General features: G+C 43.4%; 20 protein-coding genes. 13 read left to right on the forward strand and 7 right to left on the reverse strand.

The genetic code is table 11. The features are described 5' to 3' along the window. Nucleotides 1-280 precede the first annotated feature (280 nt). Together AB1757_21270 and AB1757_21275 are read left to right on the forward strand one after the other, a co-directional pair. Nucleotides 281-664, forward strand: a complete 384-nt coding sequence (locus AB1757_21270) for a M15 family metallopeptidase (GenBank protein MEW6129585.1) — start codon at nucleotides 281-283, stop codon at nucleotides 662-664. A 16-nt stretch (nucleotides 665-680) separates the two neighbouring features. After that, nucleotides 681-950 (forward strand): hypothetical protein, encoded by a 270-nt coding sequence (locus tag AB1757_21275; protein ID MEW6129586.1) that lies wholly within the window; start codon nucleotides 681-683, stop codon nucleotides 948-950. A 16-nt stretch (nucleotides 951-966) separates the two neighbouring features. Here the strand turns inward: AB1757_21275 and AB1757_21280 are convergent, their stop codons facing one another. From AB1757_21280 to AB1757_21290, 3 genes are read right to left on the reverse strand one after another with little or no spacing between them, the layout of a single operon-like run. Continuing rightward, entirely contained in the window at nucleotides 967-2,136 is a 1,170-nt protein-coding gene (locus AB1757_21280) for a hypothetical protein (protein ID MEW6129587.1), read from the reverse strand. A gap of 20 nt (nucleotides 2,137-2,156) precedes the next feature. Further along, entirely contained in the window at nucleotides 2,157-2,990 is an 834-nt protein-coding gene (locus AB1757_21285) for a hypothetical protein (GenBank protein ID MEW6129588.1), read from the reverse strand. 48 nt (nucleotides 2,991-3,038) lie between these two features. Beyond that, entirely contained in the window at nucleotides 3,039-4,082 is a 1,044-nt protein-coding gene (locus AB1757_21290; protein MEW6129589.1) for a hypothetical protein, read from the reverse strand. A gap of 174 nt (nucleotides 4,083-4,256) precedes the next feature. Here AB1757_21290 and AB1757_21295 point away from each other — a divergent pair, with 174 nt between their 5' ends. The 9 genes from AB1757_21295 to AB1757_21335 all read left to right on the forward strand — a co-directional run bounded on the left by AB1757_21295 (nucleotide 4,257) and on the right by AB1757_21335 (nucleotide 14,737). Further along, nucleotides 4,257-5,594 carry a hypothetical protein gene (locus AB1757_21295; GenBank protein ID MEW6129590.1) on the forward strand — a complete coding sequence of 446 codons (1,338 nt, stop codon included), beginning with the start codon at nucleotides 4,257-4,259 and terminating at the stop codon, nucleotides 5,592-5,594. 65 nt (nucleotides 5,595-5,659) lie between these two features. Next, nucleotides 5,660-6,970, forward strand: a complete 1,311-nt coding sequence (locus AB1757_21300; protein MEW6129591.1) for a hypothetical protein — start codon at nucleotides 5,660-5,662, stop codon at nucleotides 6,968-6,970. Continuing rightward, the gene (locus AB1757_21305; protein MEW6129592.1) at nucleotides 6,967-7,365 is read left to right on the forward strand and encodes a hypothetical protein; all 399 of its coding nucleotides are present in this window, start codon (nucleotides 6,967-6,969) and stop codon (nucleotides 7,363-7,365) included. The genes AB1757_21300 and AB1757_21305 overlap by 4 nt, the downstream gene beginning before the upstream one ends. A 9-nt stretch (nucleotides 7,366-7,374) precedes the next feature. Next, entirely contained in the window at nucleotides 7,375-7,782 is a 408-nt protein-coding gene (locus AB1757_21310; GenBank protein MEW6129593.1) for a hypothetical protein, read from the forward strand. Then, nucleotides 7,779-8,789 (forward strand): hypothetical protein, encoded by a 1,011-nt coding sequence (locus AB1757_21315; GenBank protein MEW6129594.1) that lies wholly within the window; start codon nucleotides 7,779-7,781, stop codon nucleotides 8,787-8,789. The genes AB1757_21310 and AB1757_21315 overlap by 4 nt, the downstream gene beginning before the upstream one ends. Beyond that, nucleotides 8,782-9,417 (forward strand): hypothetical protein, encoded by a 636-nt coding sequence (locus tag AB1757_21320; GenBank protein MEW6129595.1) that lies wholly within the window; start codon nucleotides 8,782-8,784, stop codon nucleotides 9,415-9,417. Before AB1757_21315 ends, AB1757_21320 begins: the two co-directional genes overlap by 8 nt. Nucleotides 9,418-9,471: 54 nt before the next feature. Then, nucleotides 9,472-10,572, forward strand: a complete 1,101-nt coding sequence (locus AB1757_21325) for a hypothetical protein (GenBank protein ID MEW6129596.1) — start codon at nucleotides 9,472-9,474, stop codon at nucleotides 10,570-10,572. Nucleotides 10,573-10,717: 145 nt separating this feature from the next. Next, entirely contained in the window at nucleotides 10,718-12,124 is a 1,407-nt protein-coding gene (locus AB1757_21330) for a hypothetical protein (protein MEW6129597.1), read from the forward strand. Between the two features lie 204 nt (nucleotides 12,125-12,328). After that, nucleotides 12,329-14,737, forward strand: a complete 2,409-nt coding sequence (locus AB1757_21335) for an AAA family ATPase (GenBank protein MEW6129598.1) — start codon at nucleotides 12,329-12,331, stop codon at nucleotides 14,735-14,737. 81 nt (nucleotides 14,738-14,818) lie between these two features. Here AB1757_21335 and AB1757_21340 read toward each other — a convergent pair whose 3' ends face one another. Beyond that, entirely contained in the window at nucleotides 14,819-15,199 is a 381-nt protein-coding gene (locus AB1757_21340; protein ID MEW6129599.1) for a hypothetical protein, read from the reverse strand. 437 nt (nucleotides 15,200-15,636) lie between these two features. Between AB1757_21340 and AB1757_21345 the strand changes: the two genes are divergently transcribed. Both AB1757_21345 and AB1757_21350 read left to right on the forward strand, forming a co-directional pair. After that, nucleotides 15,637-18,243, forward strand: a complete 2,607-nt coding sequence (locus AB1757_21345; GenBank protein MEW6129600.1) for a P-loop NTPase fold protein — start codon at nucleotides 15,637-15,639, stop codon at nucleotides 18,241-18,243. Nucleotides 18,244-18,568: 325 nt separating this feature from the next. Continuing rightward, entirely contained in the window at nucleotides 18,569-19,753 is a 1,185-nt protein-coding gene (locus AB1757_21350; protein ID MEW6129601.1) for a hypothetical protein, read from the forward strand. Nucleotides 19,754-19,819: 66 nt separating this feature from the next. Here AB1757_21350 and AB1757_21355 read toward each other — a convergent pair whose 3' ends face one another. Genes AB1757_21355 through AB1757_21365 form a run of 3 tightly spaced genes read right to left on the reverse strand, consistent with a single transcriptional unit; the run spans nucleotide 19,820 to nucleotide 21,283 of the window. Further along, complete coding sequence (locus tag AB1757_21355; GenBank protein ID MEW6129602.1) at nucleotides 19,820-20,347, reverse strand: DNA N-6-adenine-methyltransferase; 528 nt, start codon at nucleotides 20,345-20,347, stop codon at nucleotides 19,820-19,822. 1 nt (nucleotide 20,348) lies between these two features. Then, complete coding sequence (locus tag AB1757_21360; GenBank protein MEW6129603.1) at nucleotides 20,349-20,531, reverse strand: hypothetical protein; 183 nt, start codon at nucleotides 20,529-20,531, stop codon at nucleotides 20,349-20,351. After that, a complete protein-coding gene (locus AB1757_21365; protein MEW6129604.1) occupies nucleotides 20,531-21,283 on the reverse strand; it encodes a helix-turn-helix domain-containing protein in 753 nt (250 codons plus the stop codon). The genes AB1757_21360 and AB1757_21365 overlap by 1 nt, the downstream gene beginning before the upstream one ends. Nucleotides 21,284-21,287 lie beyond the last annotated feature (4 nt).

Consider the following 21,287-nt stretch of genomic DNA (forward strand, 5'->3'; position numbering starts at 1 on the left):
AGGGTTTTGTTTCAAAGCCTGGTGCGAGTGGAGAGCGCAAGGCTCGCTTGAGGGTGAACCTCTGAGTTCGCGATTTCGAGCACGAGCGCGACCGGGTGAGGTGGAGTAAAAGAGTGAAGTTCGCAGAATGTGAAAATGCGAAGTGTGCGTTGAACAGGGTTTAAATGAGCGAATAAAAGCGTTTGTGAAAGTGCGAACTGTGGTGGTCGGCGGGTGCGAGTGGCGCGAATCGCCTTGAAATCAGCCGAAGATTCAAAGTTCGCGATTTAAGAGGTGAAAGATGGCAAGCAGAAGCGAGATAGATTTGACGATTAAAGCGCGTGAGGCCTGGGTGAGTTCGGCGGTTGAATTTCGAGAGAAGTATCCGAACTCGCCACAGCCGTTTTTGAGTTGCACCTATCGAAGCCCGGAAGAGCAGAACGCGCTTTATGCTCAAGGGAGAACGAAGCCGGGCAAAGTTGTTACCAATGCGAAAGCCGGTCAATCGAATCACACCAAATATCCGAGTCCGGCTTTTGATATTGCTTTTAAGGACGGCGCGGGTCGCGTTCACTGGACGGTTGATTTATTCAAATTATTTTCGGTGATTGCAAAGCGAAACGGACTCAGTTGGGGCGGCGATTGGAAATCGTTTAAGGACTATCCACACTTTGAGAGTGTTTGATTGAAGGAGCAAAAACATGATTTGGACACAACGAACCAAACAAGCAATGCAAAAACCGCGACGAGCAACCTGGGCGGCTGTTGCTCTCGCGGTGATTTCGGTTATCACTCAAATCATCAATTTTGTGAAAATAGATTTGCATCCGATCAAATCTAAGCTTGATGCGATTGATGAAAAGACCTCAAGAATTGAACAGAAACTTCAAGATCATGAGATGCGTCTACAAATTTTAGAATACCTTCAAACAGAAAAACCCGACAAAAAATCCAAAGTTGAAGGTGATTAATTTTGTAGTTGATATTTTAATCCTTTAGCTGCTTATTTTTAGAAAGAGAAAGGAACCCATTAGGAAGGGAAATTAGATTATTAACCGCTTCATTAACTAACTGATGCTGATATTCAAATACGTTCTGACATTCATATTTCCCAATTTCTCTTTCCCTAATCACTCCTGAATAGAAGGTATTCAAATAATCTAAATTTTCTCTCAAAACTATTTTGGCTTTCAAAATATCATTTTCAATTTGTTTTGGGGCTCGGGAAGGTAAACCCAACCTGTAATTGTTTAATTCTCCATATAATGAACGAATATGCGTTAAATTAGTGCCGATTTGTTCCGAACCTCGGTTATAACCATCAGTCCATTTAGACATAGTGGTAGTCTCAAAGATTCCTCCGAAAATGCTTACGGCTCCGCCTATTATTTTAAACGACTTCGACTTTAAAGCGTCCGCTAAAGATTTACTGACTTTTTCGATTGCTTTCATAGCCATTGATGATAGCACTTCATCTGTAATGATACTTTTGGTTTGATCTTTCAATTCGCCAATCGTTTGAGCCGTTTCGCTATAACCGGTTACAGGTACACAAGTATTGTTTTTGCACTCCATACCCGGTGGACAGCTCCACGTCTTACAATCAAAAGTGTAAGGATTATAAACTTGAGAAATTGAATTCGACTCCTGAAGCGTTTTTTGTCTGCTTACCACCATTTCATTTTTTAGGCAGCCACAAGCTTGCGACAACATGTATTTCTCTCTTTCGCCTCGAATTTTCGCTTTGTCGTCAATCATCCGTTGTTTTGCTTCTTGGGGTTTCCTCTCCCAATGATCAACAGGGCATATAGGAGGCGGGCCACCAGCTTGACAGGTATTCGGCTTTTTCTCGACCCAACCAAGTTCATAAGAACAAGCGCGATTAGCAATCGATTGCCAATTTCTAATATCTTCATCAATCCAATCCTTTATTTGTTTTCTTGCTTGTTCTTTACAGGTAGCTGAAACATTTAACGCTTCTGCATTAGGGTAACGCCCCCTTAAAATCTCCTGCGCCTCGACTTGGACATTTTTGTTTATTTCACATACTTTTTTGAGCTTGCTAATATCTTGTGAATTGGTTTGTCGGTATGAATATATTGTGGGACAAAGGAATAAAATTAAAATGAGTAAAATATATATTTTACTGGTAATCATTTTTCTTCTCTTATTATCAATCACTTGATATAACGAGTTAAAACAAACGTTCCTTCAACAAGATAATCTTCTCTACATTGATCTGCACCTGCGCTGTATTCAATTATTTTTCCATCACGCTTCCCTGACAGCGTTTTGCCATCATCGGATATCCTCAATCTCATTCTAACCTTCGCGTATCTATCAACATCGCAATTCTCACGGACATCTTCTTCATATCTCATGTAGCAATATCCTTCCAGAACTCCATCTTTAAATTGAGCGTCTTCAAATAATAAATCTCCAACACTGGTGCCAAATTTATCTTGACTAGCAAGAGAAACCTCAGCATAGGTGGCGTCAACATAGGAAGCGATTTGATTTATTCTTATTTTGTCATTACCACTTCTCACCCAAGTTCCTGATAAATCTGTTTTCATTTTTTTTAATTTCGCGGCTTCGCTTGCCTTTTTCTCCGACTCAAGTCTTTCAGCCTCTTTTGCCCTCTCAGTTTCTAGTCTTTTCCGCTCTGATTCTTCTTTGTTCTTGTTCGCCAGATAGCGTAACTCTGCAATTTTATCGATTATCTCAGTCCTTCCCGGATAAAATTTTTCATACTGCTCATAATAAACTAAAGCCTTGTCATAGTTTTTCAAGCATTCATAGGTTCTGGCGATGTAATGAATCCAGAGGGCGTTACGTCCTTTTTCGGAAACTTTTTCAAAGGCTTTTAAAGCCGCTGGGCAATCTTTATATTTATCCAATGCAACTCGCCCTTCAGCAAAGCTGTGTGCATCAGTTTGTGCAAATACAGAAACAGGTATCAAAGACAAGGCGAATAACAACACCAATTGTAAAATTTTCCGAAAATTCATAAAGCCTCCAAAAACATCAAGCGAGAAAGTTCTAATTTTTCGATGAGACTATTTCTCCACCCGAATCAATATCGATTCTGACCAAGTCATTCCATTTTTATATTTGTCCTCTGCAATAAAATATGCAGAGGATTTTGGCGCGCCAGCAATTGAAGTGATTAGCGGTATTGCCCCATTTGCCAAATATGGATTCTGAGGGCCGATAGGAAATGGATAAGGATCATTTACTAAGTACCAGATACCCTTATCGGTTCTTAAGATGCCAACAATGAGTGCTGCATGCATAGGGGGAAGAAATGGGTTCATCTGCCGTTCAAATGAGAACTGCTGTCCGGGGCTGATACCTGCTATAACTGGATAACCGCGTTCAATCTCGCTTTTCAGTTCGGCAAATGAAAGTGGCGGAGCAATTGATGAAAATATTCTTGGCACCCGTTTGCCACTCGTTGATATTCGGCGTGGGAAATCCGCTAACATTCCTGCTAACTCTCTGGAACTCCCTGCACCGAGCGAACCACATTGATTACAGTTAAGACTGCAAATAAAGTTCTGACTACCTTGAAAAATCGTGCGTATAATCCGGCATTGAGTTCCGTGACCGGGCGGATCTGCATCGCTTAATACACCTGTGTGTCTAAAAATCATTTCGCCAACAGTTATCCAACACCACATTTGTTGACTTTGATATGAAGGCGCTATTTTCAAAGTTTTAAGTTCAATTTCAGATTTTCGGGTAATTGTCACTGGAAAGACTGCTTGGCCTTGTCTTAGTTGGGCATTCCAAACAGAATCATTAAATGTTCCAGTTATAATAACCGGAAAGTTGTTAGGGACATCCACTTCTACGCTTAAGTTTGCCCCTGAACGAACAACCGTCTTAAATTCACTGACAAAATTTTGAGCGGAAGACACAAAGTATCCTTTGAGACCAGTGCTGTCCTCCGCAATTAATATTTGAAAAGGCAGAGTTACGGGAGCTCCGTTCGGAGCAATGGTATTAATTGCCCCCTCCCATTTACCAAGTGGGGATTGAGCAAATACATTTACCTGATAAACAAATAGAAAAGAAATCAAAACAATTATCTTCCGCATTGTTACTCCAGTTATTTCGAGTTAATTATTTCAGTAATAATTATTGATGGCTTTTCGTTGAAGCGGCGGCATCTTATAAAAGCCTGTTTATTTAATCAAGCAAAATGTGAATTGATTTTTGAGATTCATTATTGAAAGATTTCTGTAAAGCAGCCCATCAACAGGGAGAAATCAATGTCTCGAATACGATGGGCTAATCGTGAGAAAAGAAATCAGGCTGTCATCATTCCGAGCGGCGAAGAAATTCGTTCGTTGTTGTTTCCTCCGGGCAAGAAAGAAATACCGGGGCAGGTTAAGTTCCTTTCACTGTTCGACAACAAGGAATGTAAATATGTGGCGTATCGTGGCGGCATCGGCGCGGGCAAGTCGTGGATCGGTTCCCATTACGCCATTGAAAAAGCGGCAAGGAATCCGAACGTGCGAGGATTCATCGGCGCGAACACTTATCCGCAACTCTGGCAGTCTACACTCACAGGGCTTTATGAAGTTTGCGAGGCTTACAAGGTGCCGATTCGTCCCGATAATCCTGAATCTGCTGCAAAGAAAAAGGTGCTTTATCTCTGGGGCAAGGTCGAAGTCTTGTGTCGAGCCGCAGAGAACAAAGGTTATAAGACTTGGGATGGTTTCAAGTGCGGGTGGTTCTGGCTGGATGAAGCCAAAGACATGGACGAAGAAGCTTATCGCACGATCTGTGAGCGGCACAGGGATAATCGGGTTGATAGGTTAGAAGGGTGGCTTACAAGTTCGCCTTCGGGGATGAACTGGTTTGGCGTAATTGAAGAAGACCCGGAAGTAAGAGTGGTCACGGCGAACACGTTGGATAATTACACGCTGCCGACGGATTATGTGCCGAGCTTACTCAAGAAAATGTCGCCGGATATGGCGATGCAGCAAATCGAAGGCAAGGTCATCAATGTTTATTCCGGTCAATGCTATCCGTTTTTCTCTCGTGCTGAAAATGTGAAGGCGCAATCCATCGTCGAAAATGAAACGCTGATCATCGGAGTTGATTTCAACGTCGAGCCGGGAATGCATGCAGAGGTGATGCAGATTATCGGTGATGATGTTTTCGTGATTGATGAGATTTACATCAAAGGCGGCAACACGCCGCAGCTTACCAAAGAGATTGAACGGCAGTTTGGAACGAAAGGCGTGGTGATTCACCCGGATGCTGCGGGCGGGCATCGCTCGACGACCGGCACCAGTGACCATCAGATTTTGAAAGATGCCGGTTTCAAGGTCGTGTGTCGCGCTGCCAATCCGCCAATCAAAAATAGAATCAATTCGGTGAATGGTCGCATTTTGAATGCGCTTGGCGAGCGGCATCTGTATGTTGACCCGCGTTGCAAGTTGTTAATCAAAGACCTCGAACAATGCACCTGGGAAGTGATGATGACTTCGAGTTATAAAGGACCTCTCACGCATCCCGGCGCGGCGCTTGGTTATCCGGTAGAGTATCGCTTTCCGTCAATCTCGCAGAGTTTTGCGATTGCCTTACCTCGTCATTTTTAAGTTTATTTATACATACACATAATTAAGTTTACTTATAAAACTTATCTGTTGTATAAATCTGGCTAATGAAGTTAGGCAGGTTTGAAATCACCTTCAAGCGTCGGCGTGAACGGGTGCGCGAGTTCGGTATTCAATCGCTCGGCTCGGTTTTGCTGGAACTTGAGCAGTTCAGAGGAAACTCCAACGCCAACAAATACCTTTCGCGGGCTTCACAGGCCGCCGAAACCATTCGCAAATATCGCGGGCAAGCAGTGCTCGGCAATCAACTGGTCAAGAACATTATCAACACGCGCTCGGCGTTTACGGTTGGGCGTGGGTTGAATTTTGTTGGTGGCGAAGCCGAAAAAGAGTTTGTCAAAAAATTCTTTGAAGTTAATCGCCTTGGGCTTGGCTACTTGCAACACCTGGCGCGTGAACGGTGCTTTGAAGGGCAAATTCTGCTGGCGCTGTTGCCTTCAACGGATAACATTCCCCGCGTTCGTTTCCTGTCGTGGCTCGACACTTCTTATGACGTTAATTCCGACCCGTTCGACTATAGCAACATTTTGAGCGTTGATTATCAGGTCGGACACCGTGAGCAGAAGTTAAGGCAAGAGCAGTTTGCTTTCTTCAAGTTTGACACGCGCTTGAACAGCTACGAGGGAACGCCATTGCTCGCCGGAATACTCAATCAAATAGAGAATCTGGACGTGGCGCTCGGTTCGTGGCGCAGCATCAACGACAAGTTCTCGAAGCCTACCTCTTACTGGAAGTTTGACGATTCAAACACCGCAGAAGCGTTTCAGGCGCAACTCAAGGAAATCAACTGGAAATGGGGCGATCCGCTTGCAGGGGCTGGCGATGGGCAGGTGTTGCAGTTGGGTTATGGACCTTATACCTCGATGCTCGAAGAGATTAGCTGTAATGCAAAAATTATCGCCGGACATACGGGCGTGCCGGTTCATTATTTCGGGTTCGCGGATCTGCTCAACAATCGCGCGGTTGCCGATGACATCAAGGCGATGTTTATCAACGTGAGCGAAATCGAGCAAGCTGAATGGTCGCAAGGCTTCACGGATTTAGTTGGTCGGGCGATGGCGATGTTTAATCAGGTCACGAGCGGTGGGCTTTCGATGGTGGGCGCTCGCGTTGATATTGAGGTGGTGAGCGAAGAAGCGTACAAGCGCATCATTGAACTCTGGTTCCCGCTTTATCTGGATGGCGCAATCACGCTTGAAACCTTCCTTTCTAAAGTTCCTTCGATTGATGAGAAGACCGAAGCCGCCAAGGTGATAGCGGAAACCAAACTCAGAGGCGGAACGCCGCGCGCGCTTGGTCGAGCTAAAGCCGATGACATAACGCGCCCGGCGAATGGCGAGAGTGAGGTGATTCAATGAGCACAGAATTTTTAAGCGCAGAGCAGATTTTAAACCGGGTCTACGATGAAGAAACCGGAACCTTGAAGACTTCGGAGGTGAGCGAAGTGAAAAAGTATGTCGCGCTACTCACGCAGACAGGGACGAATGCGCCGGTGGTTACGGTGCTGGAAAACACGCTCGGTGAAATCGTTTGGAGTCGGTTCGGAGCAGGTGTTTATAAAGGCACGCTCAACAATGCCTTCCCGCAGAATAAAACCGTGCTGTTTACCCAAAACAACAGCGAAGCCTCAAATTTTTACCTCGCATTGTGGTTAGACCTCAACACAGTGATTGTTGAGGTCATTAATGCTGGCGCGGATAGTATCGACGATACGCTTTTCAATACGCCCGTTGAAATCCGCGTCTATCCATAAAGAGGCACAATGAAACGAAGCACTGAATTAAAACTGTTATTCACGCTCTTATTTTTATTTTTGATAACGGCGACTTGTACAGCTCAACAGGCGAGCCGCAAGCGCGCTGAGAAGTTTCAATTTACGCCAGCCGATGCAGTCTATTTTGTGGGGAGCGGGTTGGACATGGTGAGTAGTGGGATGTGCAAGGGGTGCGTGGAGTCCAACCCGTTATACAAAGACGCCAAGGGAAAGTTTGACGTGAAGCGCAACCTGACGGTGACGGTTGCGATGTGGGGAGCATTCAAAATTGTTGAATGGAAGTTTCCACGCGCGCGTCAGTTTTTGAATCGTTTGAAGGTGGTCATTGGCGGGATTCGTTCAGGGGTTGGTTTCTACAATTTTTATCAAGCAGCCCACAATACGAGGCGAAGATGAAAAAATTTTCTTTGATTTTAATTGCGGTGATTTTGTTGGCGGCGAGTGTGCGCGCCAACGAATCAAGTAATGAGGTGACGATGAGACAGACCGTAGCAGTAAGAGCAAACATTCAGGAACTCCAGAGCAATGCAGTGAGCGCGCTCATAGGACCCGTGAGGCTTGCGGCGATTCAAGCGATAGACGCGACGCCGATGTTCGTTGAAATGACCGTCGGACACGAAGGCGTGAGTCGCGGTGAGATTGTCGGGCTTGGCGCGAAGGCTAAAGAATGGGGCAAGCGGGTGATTCGCAGACTCTCGGAGTTATTGAATCCTTCAGGTAGAAACTCTGCGCAGATTTTCGATGGTGGACTGGTTTATCACGGCAATCAGGACGCGCGAACGCCTTGCGGTGAAGTGGTGCATTCGCGAACAACCGAAGAAAGCGGACTGATGACTTCTAAAGCGGTGGGCTACATCTACGAAGGCGAGATTCGGGAATTGATACGAAGCGGCGAACGCGATGTGTGCTCGGTCGAAGCCGAAGTTGAAATCGTCGAAGAAGGTGGTCGGCATTTTGTCGAGGATGTTTTGAACGCGACAGCGGTTGTGCTCGGAGATTCGCGCAAGCAGACGCCGGGATTTGCGGGAGCAAGAGTCGCGCTGATTACCGAGTTTATGCCCGATGGTGGCGCGTCCGGTGGCGATGATCCACCGCCTGCAACGCCGCCTGCAACGCCACCAGCACCCCCGCCTGCAACGTCGCAACTGACGAAAGAACAGCTTGTGCAGGCAATCAAGGATGCCGGCATCACGGCTGCGGATTTAGGCATCGCGCCACCACCCGCGCCGACGGTCACGCAACCAACAGCTACGCCACCCGCAACACCACCCGCAACAGCGAGTACGCTTTTACCACCGGCTGCGCCACCTGAAAAGCCACCGCAAGCGACAAGCGAGACGCTGGATTTGAGCAGCCCGGAGTTCAATGAATTTTTACCTAAGGAGGTGAAGTACAATGGCTGATCAACTGGAAGTGAAAAGCGCGTCGGAACTCACAAAGACGTTTATGGTGCCGGCGTATGGTACAGCCGTAACCAGGGGGCAATTGAGAACTTTCAATAAGCTTGCGGTTTTTGCATTTGACACTTATGCAGAAGGTCAAGACTCGGTGTTTGTGTATGCGGCACCGATGGTGCGCATCACGGAAGTTGCTGGTGCACCGATTCTTGATGCTGTGAACTTCTCTCAGGGACAGCGCATTTATTGGGATGGAGTGAAAGTATCAAATCTGATGAAAGGGCTGTGTATTGGAATCTGCCTTGAAGCGAATGATTTGAGCGGCGGCGTTTCGGTGGGCGACTCGTTGCTGATAGAGTTCAATCAGGATTCACAACCGCAGGTTTTGGGCGGAACCGTTCTACTGGATGGCGCGAATCCAGTATCGGTTGTAACCGGACTGACAACCATCTTTGGGGCGACTGCCTCAATTCTAAAGAACTCATCACCTGGCGATGACCCGGTACAAGTAACGGTGACGTTTAGCGGCGGCAATCTTGAGATTTTTGCATGGAAGACTGACGGTTCAGACCCGACGCTGATTGCTTCGACAAACAACACAGAGACGGTGTCCTGGGTCGCAATCGGCTATTAAGCGAAACGGCACATTCGATTTTTCAAAGCAGCCCACCACAGGAGAAATGAAGCAATGAATTTTCAAACTCAGCAAAACATCGGTCGCCCGATTCTCGACAGCGCCCAGCGGGCAATACGGAGTTTAGGCGCGGCGCGCATTCAGGAATTCCAGCAAGCCACTACTCGACAGGCGAACTCGGCAACTTTCGATATGGAGCGTTGCCTGCACGGATGGCGAAACGGCAACCCGCTTGAACGCCTGAAAGCGATTGCCGCGATTCAGGAATTTTTGCGCGCGCCGGGTGAGATGGTCAGACGTTACCCCGCGCAGGTCAGAGAGATGACGGTGAGCGGCGATTTTCCGGCAGGCTCATTCCTTGCGCAGTTCATCGAAAGATTCTTAGTCATTCCCGGCGAAGTGGATAATGGCTGGCAGTTGATTTTCGACATTCACGACGTTGCTAAATCCGAGCACATGCCCAACCGGTCGGATTTCAAAACGCTGGATGTGAACTTCGGATTGCAGTTCAGAAAGAAAGCGCCCGGTCAGCGCGTCGAACTCGAAAAGGTAAGCGGTGAGAGCACGTCAACCCCTTATGATATGTATGGCGGCGGACTCGGCATTGACCGGGTGTTCTGGGATGACCAGGACTATCTGACGATTGGCGATTTGATCACTGCCTTTCGGGCTTTCTATTACGATCAGCAGGCGGCGAATTTCTATTCGCTGATCACCGCGCTTTCAAACGCCATCAATTTCAACACCGGGGCTGACCTCATCACCAAGCTGAATAAAGCGGCGGCGACGATTTTGCGAGCCGTGAAGAATAAAGGCTATTCGGTAGGACCTTCAACGGAATTCATCATCCTCTTCCCTGCCGAAAAAGCCGGTGATGTGTTTGCGGCGCTGGCGACGCAATCGGATGTTGCGATGGCGACGCTTGCGGGCAAGCAGAAACTCGCCTATCGCTTCCGACCGGTGCAGTCGGTTTATGTGGGCGCGAATGATGGGCCATATGTGATTTTGCCGAAACGTAAACTGCGAGGCGGCATTCGTATGGATTTGACGTTGTTTGGCGACTTCGACATTTACAGTTATTCGGAGGCGATTGCTGGCTTTGGTCGTTATGCCGGCGTGGTAGCCGATACGGATCAGGTGAAGCGCATCACCTAACGAGTGCTGGCGTGACTAATGGGCTGCGTCACGTCGCAAGCCTGCCTCTTGTATCCATACCGCAAGAGGCAGGCAAACTTAGCCCTGCTTGATTTGTGAATCCATCCACACCGGCTTCGTGAGTCTGCGGAGTCGGTATTTTTCTATGAGCTACAAACTGAAAGAGAAACGCACCTCATTTACCCGCATTCGCGTTGGTGTCGGGGACGTTGTGATTGACCCGGCGTGGTTGGATACGCAACCTTCGACCGCGCCGAAATCGGCTTCGGCGGTTGAACTCGGAATGATTGTTTATGTGCGCGTCGAGCAGAGCCTTGATGTAAAAATCGGCGATTGCCTGCGCGAGACCGGCACGATGGTTAAACTGTTTGTTTATGATGTGGGCTACGATGACACGAACTTTCTGTTTTCCTGCATTGAAATCTTTCCCGATGTGATTAAACGCGAACGTCCCTCGGCAGCAACGATCACTTTAGACGCAACCTGGTTCTATCCGCACTCGTCGGGGTTTGCTGAAGATGTGCTCGGCTTTCAACGCATGGCGATCAGGACAAGGCGAAGCGCCGATACGATTGAAGGCGACATAATTTATAACGAGACCACCGGCGAACGCTTTTTTGTTTACGAAGTCATCTATCAGCAAATTACCAAGGTGCTGCTCTGTTTGAAACTCTCCGGGCAGACGCTTGCAAGGCAGCGGTACGGAGTGGCTGATGTGACGATTGATCCGGCGTGGTTGCAGGTGTTGAAAGCGGGGACTCGCAAAGCGATTATCACAAGCGGCGCGGAAGTCGGCATCAGCGCCGAGATGCGCGCAAGGAATGACGCCGATATCAAGGTAGGCGATACGCTCTATTATGCGGCTCGCGGGCAACGCTTCAATGTGCAACAGGTGATTGCCGAAGCTGCGACATTGCAAGCCCTCCTGCAACAGATTCCGCGATTCATTCCCGATGAATTCGATAATCTGTTTTTCGAGCCGTTCTGGTCGCAACGTTTGAACGGCGGCGCAATCAGTGAAACCAGTAGTCCCGGTTCGGTGGAGTTCACTGCGCCAAGCCCTGCGGTGCAGTTGGCATCGAACGGGCTGTTTGTCTATCAAACCCTGAGCGGTGATTTTGATGTGTTCGCGCGAATCAGCGTGAGCAATACGCTCACCGGAGCGCAGTTGCATTTCGGTTATCTCGGCGCGCGCATCGCTGCATCGGTGAATGGCGTTTACATCGGCAATAAGGGATATGCAGGCGGCTCGGATAACGTGAGGCTCGACCAGTACGGCGCATCAGCAGGTCAACAGGATGAGTCTATCGATACGACGGCAAAAAACTTTGTGAGGATTAAGCGAACCGGCGCGGTCTTTCACACCTATTACTCGAATAATGGCGCATCCCAAATTCCGAGTAGTGAAAGCGATTGGATAGAAGTCGAACCGGCAGGCACTCAAGTCACAAGCGCGGCTGATGTAGAAGTCGGTTTAGGCTGTTATAAAACCGTCGGCGCAGCAGCGAATGTGACGACGGTTTTTTACGTGCGGAATGGGAATAATCTATAAATTATGATTATAATCACTGCATATAAAGGTCAATTCCTCATATAATTATCTAACATAAATATACACCAATAGAATTACTTTTAAAAAACGTGAACAGGCTTCTTAGTTATTCAGATTAAATTGACTTTTTATCTGGCTAGAAATAGACTTTGCCGCCATAGCAAGAGAATACTTAACAAATATTAATCCAGTTTTTGAGGTGATATGAATTTAAAAACCGTTTTTATCAGATTTTACAAATCTTTCAATTTTGATTACCTAAGAAAATACCATAAAAATGCTCAGAGAAATCCTTGGGAAATGATTGATGGTCTTTGGTATCCTCACGTCCGAATACCTATTGACGGAAAAGTAACAACAATTGTTGGTGCTAATGAATCTGGGAAAAGCCACTTATTATCGGCAATTAAAAAAGGAATATCAGGTAAAGATATTAATCGTGAAGATTTCTGCCGTTATTCACGATTTTTTACTGTAGAGAAAGGTAAGTTAAAATTACCTGAGTTTGGCTTTGAATGGGTTGATTTAACTGAGGATGACATTGCTCATGTTTTACGCGCTTGTGGAATCTCTCAACCAACTACAATTGACCGGTTTTTGATGTTTCGCACAAACCGTCATCCATTAATAATTTATTTACCCCATGATAATGGCTATGCTGAACATGTTATTTCAAGTGAGTTAGCAAGCAATTTTAACGAACTGTTGCCACGGGTGATCAATATCGATGCTGATATAGGCCTACCAGACAGTGTACCCATACGTGATCTTGCTGGGGATTTGTCAACAACCGGGGAAGGCATAATAGAGTCCTTGGGGCGACAAAAACGTGCCAAAGCATTCGAGAGTTTATTTCGTCTAAAACCTCACTTGGCGACACCTCAATTGATAGCAAGCGGAGCTGAAGCCATAGCATCTACTATGGCAGAATTTTTTTCTGCTCCAGAAACACCAGCAGAACGTCAAGAAAGGGAAAAAAGCCAGAAAGAATTAGAGCTGGCAAGAAAACTTATTTTAAAAGTATCGAATATTGACCCTGATGCTTTATTAGATTTATACAATGCGCTAAAAAATGGTAAAGAAGGACACGCAAATGGAATCATTCAAAAAATAAACGAACACCTTTCTTCAAGTCTTAACTTTCCTCACTGGTGGGTACAGGACAAAGATTTTCGTCTTATTGTTTCACCTAGAGAATTTGACCTTGTCTTTACAATCCGAGACAAAACTGAAACAGAATATTCTTTTACTGAACGTAGTAGTGGACTTAAATATTTCTTAAGCTATTATGTTCAATACTGCTCCCATGAACCTATAGATGATAGACCTGAAATCCTCCTGATGGATGAACCAGATGCATACTTATCTAGTCAAGCTCAACAGGATCTTTTAAAAATTTTTCAAGCTTTTGCAACGCCTGAAACAAATCGGAAGCCTGTTCAGGTTATATATGTAACCCATTCTCCTTTTCTAATTGATAAAAATCATTCACAAAGAATTCGAGTTTTAGAAAAAGGAGCAGCGGAAGAAGGAACTCGGGTTGTAAAGGATGCTTCTAAAAATCACTATGAACCTCTGAGATCTGCATTTGGAGCGTTTGTGGGTGAAACAACCTTTATCGGTAATTGCAATTTGATGGTTGAAGGTCAGGCAGATCAAATCCTTATTGCTGGCGCGGCATCCCATCTCTTAGGTCGCAAAGTTTCAATTTTGGAGACATTAGATTTAAATCACGTCACGATAGTGCCAGCAGGCTCGGCATCTCATATTCCTTATTTAGTTTATCTTGCACGAGGAAGAGATATAGAGCGACCCGCAGTCATTGTTCTATTAGATAGTGATTCGAGCGGGAATGGGGCTAGAAAACAATTAAAACGGGGAGGGGCACATGGAAAACAAATTTTAAAAGACGATTTTGTTCTTCAAATTCATGACCTTAATGAAATTACAATGCCCCACTTAAGTTCACTGGTAGAAATAGAAGATCTTATTCCGTTGAGGGTATGTATAGATTCATCAAAAGAATATGCTAGAGAAATTTGCGGTGCCGATGAAGAACAGATAAATCAAATAACCGAAGAAAAAATAAGATCATATTTAACAGGGGATAAAACTATTTTCGATGCAATAAAGGAATGCGTGGTGGAAATTTCAAATGGCGAATACCATATTGAGAAAGTAGGTTTTGCTCGAACTACAATAGACTTAATATCAAAACTATCAAAAACAAATCCCCAGGATGAAAGTTTGCTGCTATTTGAGTCTAATATGAAAGTACTATTTAAAAGGCTTAATGAAATTAGACGAAGAGCTGAGAGGGAACTTGCAACCACTAAGATTTCCCAACGAGTTGAAAGAGCTAAAGATTCATTTCTAAAAGATCATCCGGAAACAGCCAAACGGGAAGAAGCGCATGTGCTTTTAGAGGAAATTGAATCTGCTTTGGATAATACCCTTGAAAGTGATGAAATTAAAATTGAGCTATCAAAAATTCGTCGCGATTTTCAATTAGAAATAGATCTAACTGAGCAAATAGCTGAATATGAGGATTTTAAAACTGCCCTGGAAAGGGTTAAGTATGCAGGGAGAATAGCTACTCAAGTTTCTGAATAGAAACGCAGACGAGCCAACACTGAAACCACCACACCGCGTCACGCAAGACCGCTTTGGATTTGTTCACCGGATTTTCTACCGTTAGCTTTCATCCCACGCTTCGATCAACAACCACTCAGATGAAGGACAGGCGTTGATAGCCTCATGGTTAAGGACGGTCTGCCCCAGCCAATTTTCGGTAATAATGTCGCCCGCCTGAACTACCCAAAATCGCCTTGCATCCGGCGGTTCATCACTAATATGAGGGAGAATGTACTCGGCTTTAGCGGTGAACAGACAAGGATAACCATCACCGCCCAGGTTGATGGCTTGTCCTTCGGTAACGAGGTCATAAACCCAATCAAGTCCATTCATTCCTGTCTGCCACACCGCGAGGCGTTCGCCGCTTTTAGATGCTCTCGTTGCGGGCATCGCGGCGTCATCGCCAGCCAGTCGGTAAACCATGACAAGCCAACCAAGCATAATCTACTCTCCATTGATGTTGGATTTTAGTGGATATGATCAACTGATAAATAATCATCTTCATGAATAACCTTCGTGCATTTTATTAGAAATCGCTTCTTCGTCAATTCTTAAAAAAGTTCTTGAAATTAAGGCGCGAAAAATTTTAAAGGCGGAAAGCTGGGAGAATTTCGATTGCAGAAATTTTTAAAAATGTTTTTGAAAATTTTCAGCGAGGGGTTTGTTTTAAACCCTGGTGCGAGCGGAGCGCGCAAGGTTTATTTCCGGTCAAAGGTCGAAGTTCGTAAAAAGGGATTTATTCATGAAACAAAACACTAAATTGAACCGCCTTTCAAAGCTTGGTGATTTAATTTCTCTCATAATAAATTGACATATTTTTCGGGGTAGAAATAAACTGTCACACGTTTTCCAATAAGAATCTTATAAAGGCAAAATACATGAAAATATTCTTTGGTCAAATTAAGACCTATTTTCTATCTAATTCATTTTCTCTATTTTGTATCAATTTATTAGCAATCGCGGCTGCCTCATTTATTCCAGCGTCAATAAATTTAGACCCTATTATTCAAAATTTCTTTAGTAAATTAACCAATTATTATTATATTGGTGTTTTATCTCTTCTTTTATTATTGTTGATTTTATCTTGGAATTTGGCAAAATCTTACATAATACGCTGGATCAACACCCTTAAATCCGAAGGACTGAGATTCGTATCCTTAGACTATTTTATTTGGTTTTTTCTGATTTTTACTATTCTATGGTTATGCAGGGTTAAGCTTAGTTTTATTTGTTTTCTTATAACATCAATGATTATCGGTTCCGTTTTTTTTATAATCTCTAATGCAAATAAAAAGATTAACAAAAAGCAAAATAATCAGCTAAAAACAAACCCAAATTCACTTTCTGATGACCCTCTTGGAAAAGATGACTTAGATTTACTCGATAGAGAGCCGTTTGTTGCAAACCTTTACAATTTAATTACAGCAGTTACATCACCCACAGCTTATGTTTTTGGACTTTCAGGAGATTGGGGTGAGGGAAAAACCTCTGTACTCAATTTACTGAAAAGGAAATTTGAAAATAATCATAATTTTTTAATTACTGATTTTGATCCTTGGTATTTTAAAACTCAGGATGAAATTCTTAATGGTCTATATAAAAGCGTCGAACAAGTTATCAATGATCAATTTATTTTTCCTGGTTTCAAAAAAACGATTAAGAAATATCAACAAAATGTTAGCCCTGAATTTTCATTGTTTGGTCTGAAAATTAAATTCGCAGCCGACGAAGATACACTTGATAAAATTAAAGAGAGAATAGAATTCTATATTGAACGGACTAAGAAAAAGATTCTAATTATCATAGATGATTTAGATCGCTTACCATCTGAAGAACTTCATTTTGTGTTAAAACTTGTGCGCCTTAATGCAGGTTTTAGGAATACAATTTTCTTGTTGAGCTATAGTGATCGGGCGGTTGGGAGATATCTTGAAGAATTAAATCTTGATAAAACATACTTAGAAAAAATCATACAGAATCCTATTCCTTTACCGTCAATAGAGCCTTATGTACTTGATAAATTTCTGATCTCTCGAATTGAAAGCTTTCTTATTGAACACAGTACCGAAGAAAATAGGGTAGAATTATTCAGAAAACAATTTAGAAATATCTATCCAACTTTACTCCGACGTCATTTCAAAAATTTGCGAACAATCAAAAGATATTTAAATTCTGTTTTACCAACTCTAGCTGTACTGAAAGATGAAGTAGATATATCAGATTTTCTTGTTTTGGAAGTAATACGAATCAATTTTGTTAAAATTTATAATGATATTTGGCAAAATCGTTGGAGTTATTTAGATGCCGATGATGAGATTTTCTTTTCCTCGCCACTCCGGCAATTGTCATTTGATAAAACCAAACAAAAAGACCTTAAGAAAGATCATATTAATACTCTATTAGAGGGTGTTAGAGAGAGAGCTGAAATACTTAGAATCCTTGGCTTTTTGTTTCCCGAAATTGATAGTTTATTTTCAACATATTCGACGAGGCGTTTTAATCCAGTTGACGCTATTTCACAAACAAAAATGATTTCCAATCCAGAAGCATTCAAAAAATATTTTCTCCTCAAAACTCCCATAGCTACTATCTCTAATTCTGAGATTGAAAAAATTATTAGTGGATGGAACGGATCAAAGGTCGAAGGTGTCGAAGATTTAATAAATAATGACCTTATTAAAATAAAAAGTGAGGGGAAGTTAATTCCATTTTTTAAAAACCTCGTAGGGGCGTATTTGGAAAAGGTCAAATCAGAAGTAGCCTTGCCGGTAATTAGAGTTATTTACAAAGACCCATTTAAATTTGCAGGCTCAATGCCTTCCAAAGAGTGGTATGACATGTCTTTTCAGGGGATATGGACTGAGCTAGGATGGGCTTTACTTTTAACCGGGCATCTGATTAACACAAAGGTAGAATCCAACAACATACAGCCTATCTTAGAAGATATAATCTTTAAAACACCATCAATTGCCTTTGCCGCTTATTTTTTTGAACAATGCATACCTTCAACCGAAAAGAAATATCAACATATTTTCAATAATCAGGATTTCTCTAAGCTCAAGGAAAAAGCACTAGATCGGCTAGTGCAGGTTTTCCAAAAAGAAGGAAAAAGCCTATTTGATCTTGAGGACTTTGACGAAAAAAGAGAAGTGCTACTCATGTGGGATTATCTAGCTGAATCGGATGCTGATAGGTTGAAATTCAAGGAATACATAAATACTGAGGTACAAAATAAAAGTAATTTTTTGTTTATATTAGATTTTTATCGAAAAGGTGATGCATACGGTGGAAGTGTTTATGAGATAAAAAGCCTTGAAAAAAAATATGATCTTGCTGAGTTTGAAAGACTTGCCAGACAGTTTCAATCTTCTTTTTTATCAGATAAAGATAAAAAACATATTGAGAGCTTTTTGTCATCCATACAAAATTCAAAAGAAAATAACGGTCAAGTTGGTGAAGATATTAACGGGACTAATGGTGATTAGGTATTATTTATCATCAACAAATCTATAAATTTGAAATTAATTGACAAATTCCACTTTGAATCATAATCTTTGGTGGCATTACGCTAATACCCGTTTAAGATATTTATCCTAATTAATAAATGACTCAATATTACCTAAAATGTGTGGTTGTGTGAGATTGCACCTAACTCAATGTAAGAATTAAGTTGGATAGAATCCTATTCATCTTAGTAATAAAGATCATAAATCTGGTTGTAATCCAGTTTAGTCTTTATTAATAACCAAAGTAAAAATTAACTCTTTAACCTAAAGAAGCATCCTGGTTAATAATCCGGAGATTTGAACTATGTTCAGCCTACTCATGTCTTGGTTAGGAGTTACAGGAACAATAGTAACAATGGGAGCTGCTGCGGATACTTGGTTGGTTGAGGATGTCCGTATTAAATTGAGTGAAAGCTTAGCTACCCAGTTTAGATCTAATCCCGCCAAATGGTTTCATTCAGTTGAAACTGCCTTTACAGCAATTTTTGACTATTTCTATAAGTGGCGCAGACCTGAATTAAGTAGAATCATATGGCGAGGAATATTACTTACATACCTCATTCTCATTTTGGCTCGGATTGTATTACGAACCTTTGAGATTCAAGTGCCAGCAATGGAAAAAATACTTGTGATTGCTTTTGTGATTGCTATAGGACTAACACTGATACTTCAAGTTGATTTTAATCTTCTTCTCAGAAGGGAAACTTATAGTGATACACCTTTGCGAATTCTCATAAGGAACAAACAATTTGCAATGTCCGTTATTATGGCTACCTTAAGCGTAACCCTTTATACATTTGCCTCAATAATGACTGCACATGGTATGGGAATGACTTTTAAGAATATTGCAGCAATTACATTTGGTTCTGGTATCGGGGTTCCAGCGGTTGTAGCAATATCAAGGGTTAATGATAAATATATGCCCGTTTCTCCACTCCGTGCTATAGCATCTTCCATGATTTTTATTGGGTTGTTGGCATTAATGTTTCCTTCTGCGGCTAATAGTTTTGTAGTTGATTTTGAGAAAGTTGGCCCACTTATATTAGCTACAGTGGCATTTAACATATTTGGTGACGCCATATCTTTACTGGAAACCCGATGGGTACTAACCCTTAGTAGGGGTTTACCTATTTTAGGTATTTTAGGCGTTCTTATTGCGGATCTATTGCTCTCGGGTCTAATTTATTTGGTACTTCCTGGTATATCTAATGTCAATTGGGTGAACCTTATTTCAGCAATTAAGTTCCAAGGATCAGAGCCATGGATAGGAATTCTCTTTTGGAGTACATTTTTTACTTCCTTTTTATTTTACCTTTTTGTCATTGCTGTATTACTTCTACGACTTATTGCCCCACTCGTCAAATTCGTTAATAAGCTTGATGATTGGTTTGCTTTATATCAACATCCAGTTAGGTTAATAACAGTAGCAATGATTTTTGTTGAGACGGTTGGCTTCGTAATCTATGGTCTTCTATGTAGACCAATATAGAACTTGTGCTAAACCATAATTAGGCAGACGAACCATTGAAGCACCTCTGGTACTAAGATCGCTTTTTCATTGTTCCGGTAATAACACTCGCCCGATTGAAGAAAAGACTTTTTGAAAGCGGGTGATATTTCGACCAAAGTACACGAAGGTCTGCGCTTTCTTTGACTGCCCATCTATGCTTCCATCCACAGCTACGAAATGAATGCGCTCGCGGACACAGCAGACCGGGTAGCGCGTCCATAAACTCTCATACCACTTATAGCCATGCGCGGAGTTGATTAACAGAATCGCTTCTTCGACCAGACCCTTTTCGTAAAACTTAAGTAAGCGATTCGCCCAAATTGCCTGGTTGCTTTTCCCTTCGGATTTTCCATAGGGAGGGTTTAGAAAAACTTTGCCCCACCATGTTTGTATTAATCCGTTGTCTTCTTTGGTGAAATAGCGCCTTGCTTGAATCCATTGCTGCGCTTTTTCACTAGATGCCGGGTCAAGGTCGATCACAGTAAGAACCTGCTCTACCAGGGTGATGTAAAATGGTGGCGTGTACCATTCGTCGGTGAGTTGTGAAGTGAGAACCTGCATGGATTGTTTCATATCAAGCCGTCCTTTTCTCCTGAAACTTACTCGGCGACCAGTCACAGGTTTCGTCTTCTTCGATGTGCCCAAACATCGCATTGCATTTTTTGAAGTGAACGCAATCCTTGCAGGTTTTTCCTTGTGGTAAAGACATTCCATACATCTGCGAATGCTCATTTCTTTTTAGGGGTTCCCTTCTCATCAGGCGGCTCCTTTCGTCATTGTTTTCAGCCAGCACAATTCATCCTCGCAGACCGTAGCGCGTCCGCACTCGCGGCAAATATCAGCGGGAATTTTCTCCTGAGGCTTTAATTGCTCATCGCGTAAGAATTCATCTATGCGGTTGTCGGCAAGCCCGGTCATCCAGCAATCGCGGGCGAAGCCTTCGGGGTTATGGATTCCCTGATTGGTTTGGTAAAGCCAGTGCGCGAAGCGGCGACAGGTTTCCAAATCGTATTTTGACCACCCCCCGGTTCTGGGTGGGGGTTCTTTTTGTGGTTCTAATATTTGTGGTTCTAATATTAGTTCGGGTGAAACATGTTTCACCCCATGGGGTGAAGTGGATTTCACCCCCTCGTCAAAAATTTCACCCCCCGGTGAAGCGGATTTCACCCCTGGGGGTGAAGCGGATTTCAGGGGTGAAATTATTTCACCCCCCTGCGGTTCACCGTTTGAACCGTCGAGCGTCGGCAGCCGGTAGACATTACTCTTGCCGTTGCGATGCGTAACCCGTAGGACGCCTTTCATCTCGGCTGATCGTGAGACCTGCTGAACCCGGCGTTGAGAGAGCAAAGCGTTTTCTGCGATGGTTGGCACACTCGCCCAGGCGCATTTTTTTTCGTCGTTGTAATAGTCGGCAATAATGAGTAACAACAGTTTTTCCGAACGGGTAAGCGGTTCACCGCCCGGCGCATGTGTGAGTTCTTTAACGTGAGCAGTGGCTTTCCAACTCATTGAT

The organism is Acidobacteriota bacterium (assembly GCA_040754075.1).
GTDB lineage: Bacteria > Acidobacteriota > Blastocatellia > UBA7656 > UBA7656 > JBFMDH01.

Excerpts from the sequence above, each read along its gene's own strand:
- AB1757_21305 (MEW6129592.1), top strand. The coding sequence starts at position 6,967 with ATGAGCACAGAATTTTTAAGCGCAGAGCAGATTTTAAACCGGGTCTAC.
- AB1757_21365 (MEW6129604.1), bottom strand. The coding sequence starts at position 21,283 with ATGAGTTGGAAAGCCACTGCTCACGTTAAAGAACTCACACATGCGCCG.
- AB1757_21335 (MEW6129598.1), top strand. The coding sequence starts at position 12,329 with ATGAATTTAAAAACCGTTTTTATCAGATTTTACAAATCTTTCAATTTT.
- AB1757_21315 (MEW6129594.1), top strand. The coding sequence starts at position 7,779 with ATGAAAAAATTTTCTTTGATTTTAATTGCGGTGATTTTGTTGGCGGCG.
- AB1757_21325 (MEW6129596.1), top strand. The coding sequence starts at position 9,472 with ATGAATTTTCAAACTCAGCAAAACATCGGTCGCCCGATTCTCGACAGC.
- AB1757_21290 (MEW6129589.1), bottom strand. The coding sequence starts at position 4,082 with ATGCGGAAGATAATTGTTTTGATTTCTTTTCTATTTGTTTATCAGGTA.
- AB1757_21295 (MEW6129590.1), top strand. The coding sequence starts at position 4,257 with ATGTCTCGAATACGATGGGCTAATCGTGAGAAAAGAAATCAGGCTGTC.
- AB1757_21355 (MEW6129602.1), bottom strand. The coding sequence starts at position 20,347 with ATGAAACAATCCATGCAGGTTCTCACTTCACAACTCACCGACGAATGG.
- AB1757_21320 (MEW6129595.1), top strand. The coding sequence starts at position 8,782 with ATGGCTGATCAACTGGAAGTGAAAAGCGCGTCGGAACTCACAAAGACG.
- AB1757_21345 (MEW6129600.1), top strand. The coding sequence starts at position 15,637 with ATGAAAATATTCTTTGGTCAAATTAAGACCTATTTTCTATCTAATTCA.
- AB1757_21270 (MEW6129585.1), top strand. The coding sequence starts at position 281 with ATGGCAAGCAGAAGCGAGATAGATTTGACGATTAAAGCGCGTGAGGCC.
- AB1757_21310 (MEW6129593.1), top strand. The coding sequence starts at position 7,375 with ATGAAACGAAGCACTGAATTAAAACTGTTATTCACGCTCTTATTTTTA.
- AB1757_21350 (MEW6129601.1), top strand. The coding sequence starts at position 18,569 with ATGTTCAGCCTACTCATGTCTTGGTTAGGAGTTACAGGAACAATAGTA.
- AB1757_21340 (MEW6129599.1), bottom strand. The coding sequence starts at position 15,199 with ATGCTTGGTTGGCTTGTCATGGTTTACCGACTGGCTGGCGATGACGCC.
- AB1757_21280 (MEW6129587.1), bottom strand. The coding sequence starts at position 2,136 with ATGATTACCAGTAAAATATATATTTTACTCATTTTAATTTTATTCCTT.
- AB1757_21285 (MEW6129588.1), bottom strand. The coding sequence starts at position 2,990 with ATGAATTTTCGGAAAATTTTACAATTGGTGTTGTTATTCGCCTTGTCT.
- AB1757_21275 (MEW6129586.1), top strand. The coding sequence starts at position 681 with ATGATTTGGACACAACGAACCAAACAAGCAATGCAAAAACCGCGACGA.
- AB1757_21300 (MEW6129591.1), top strand. The coding sequence starts at position 5,660 with ATGAAGTTAGGCAGGTTTGAAATCACCTTCAAGCGTCGGCGTGAACGG.
- AB1757_21360 (MEW6129603.1), bottom strand. The coding sequence starts at position 20,531 with ATGAGAAGGGAACCCCTAAAAAGAAATGAGCATTCGCAGATGTATGGA.
- AB1757_21330 (MEW6129597.1), top strand. The coding sequence starts at position 10,718 with ATGAGCTACAAACTGAAAGAGAAACGCACCTCATTTACCCGCATTCGC.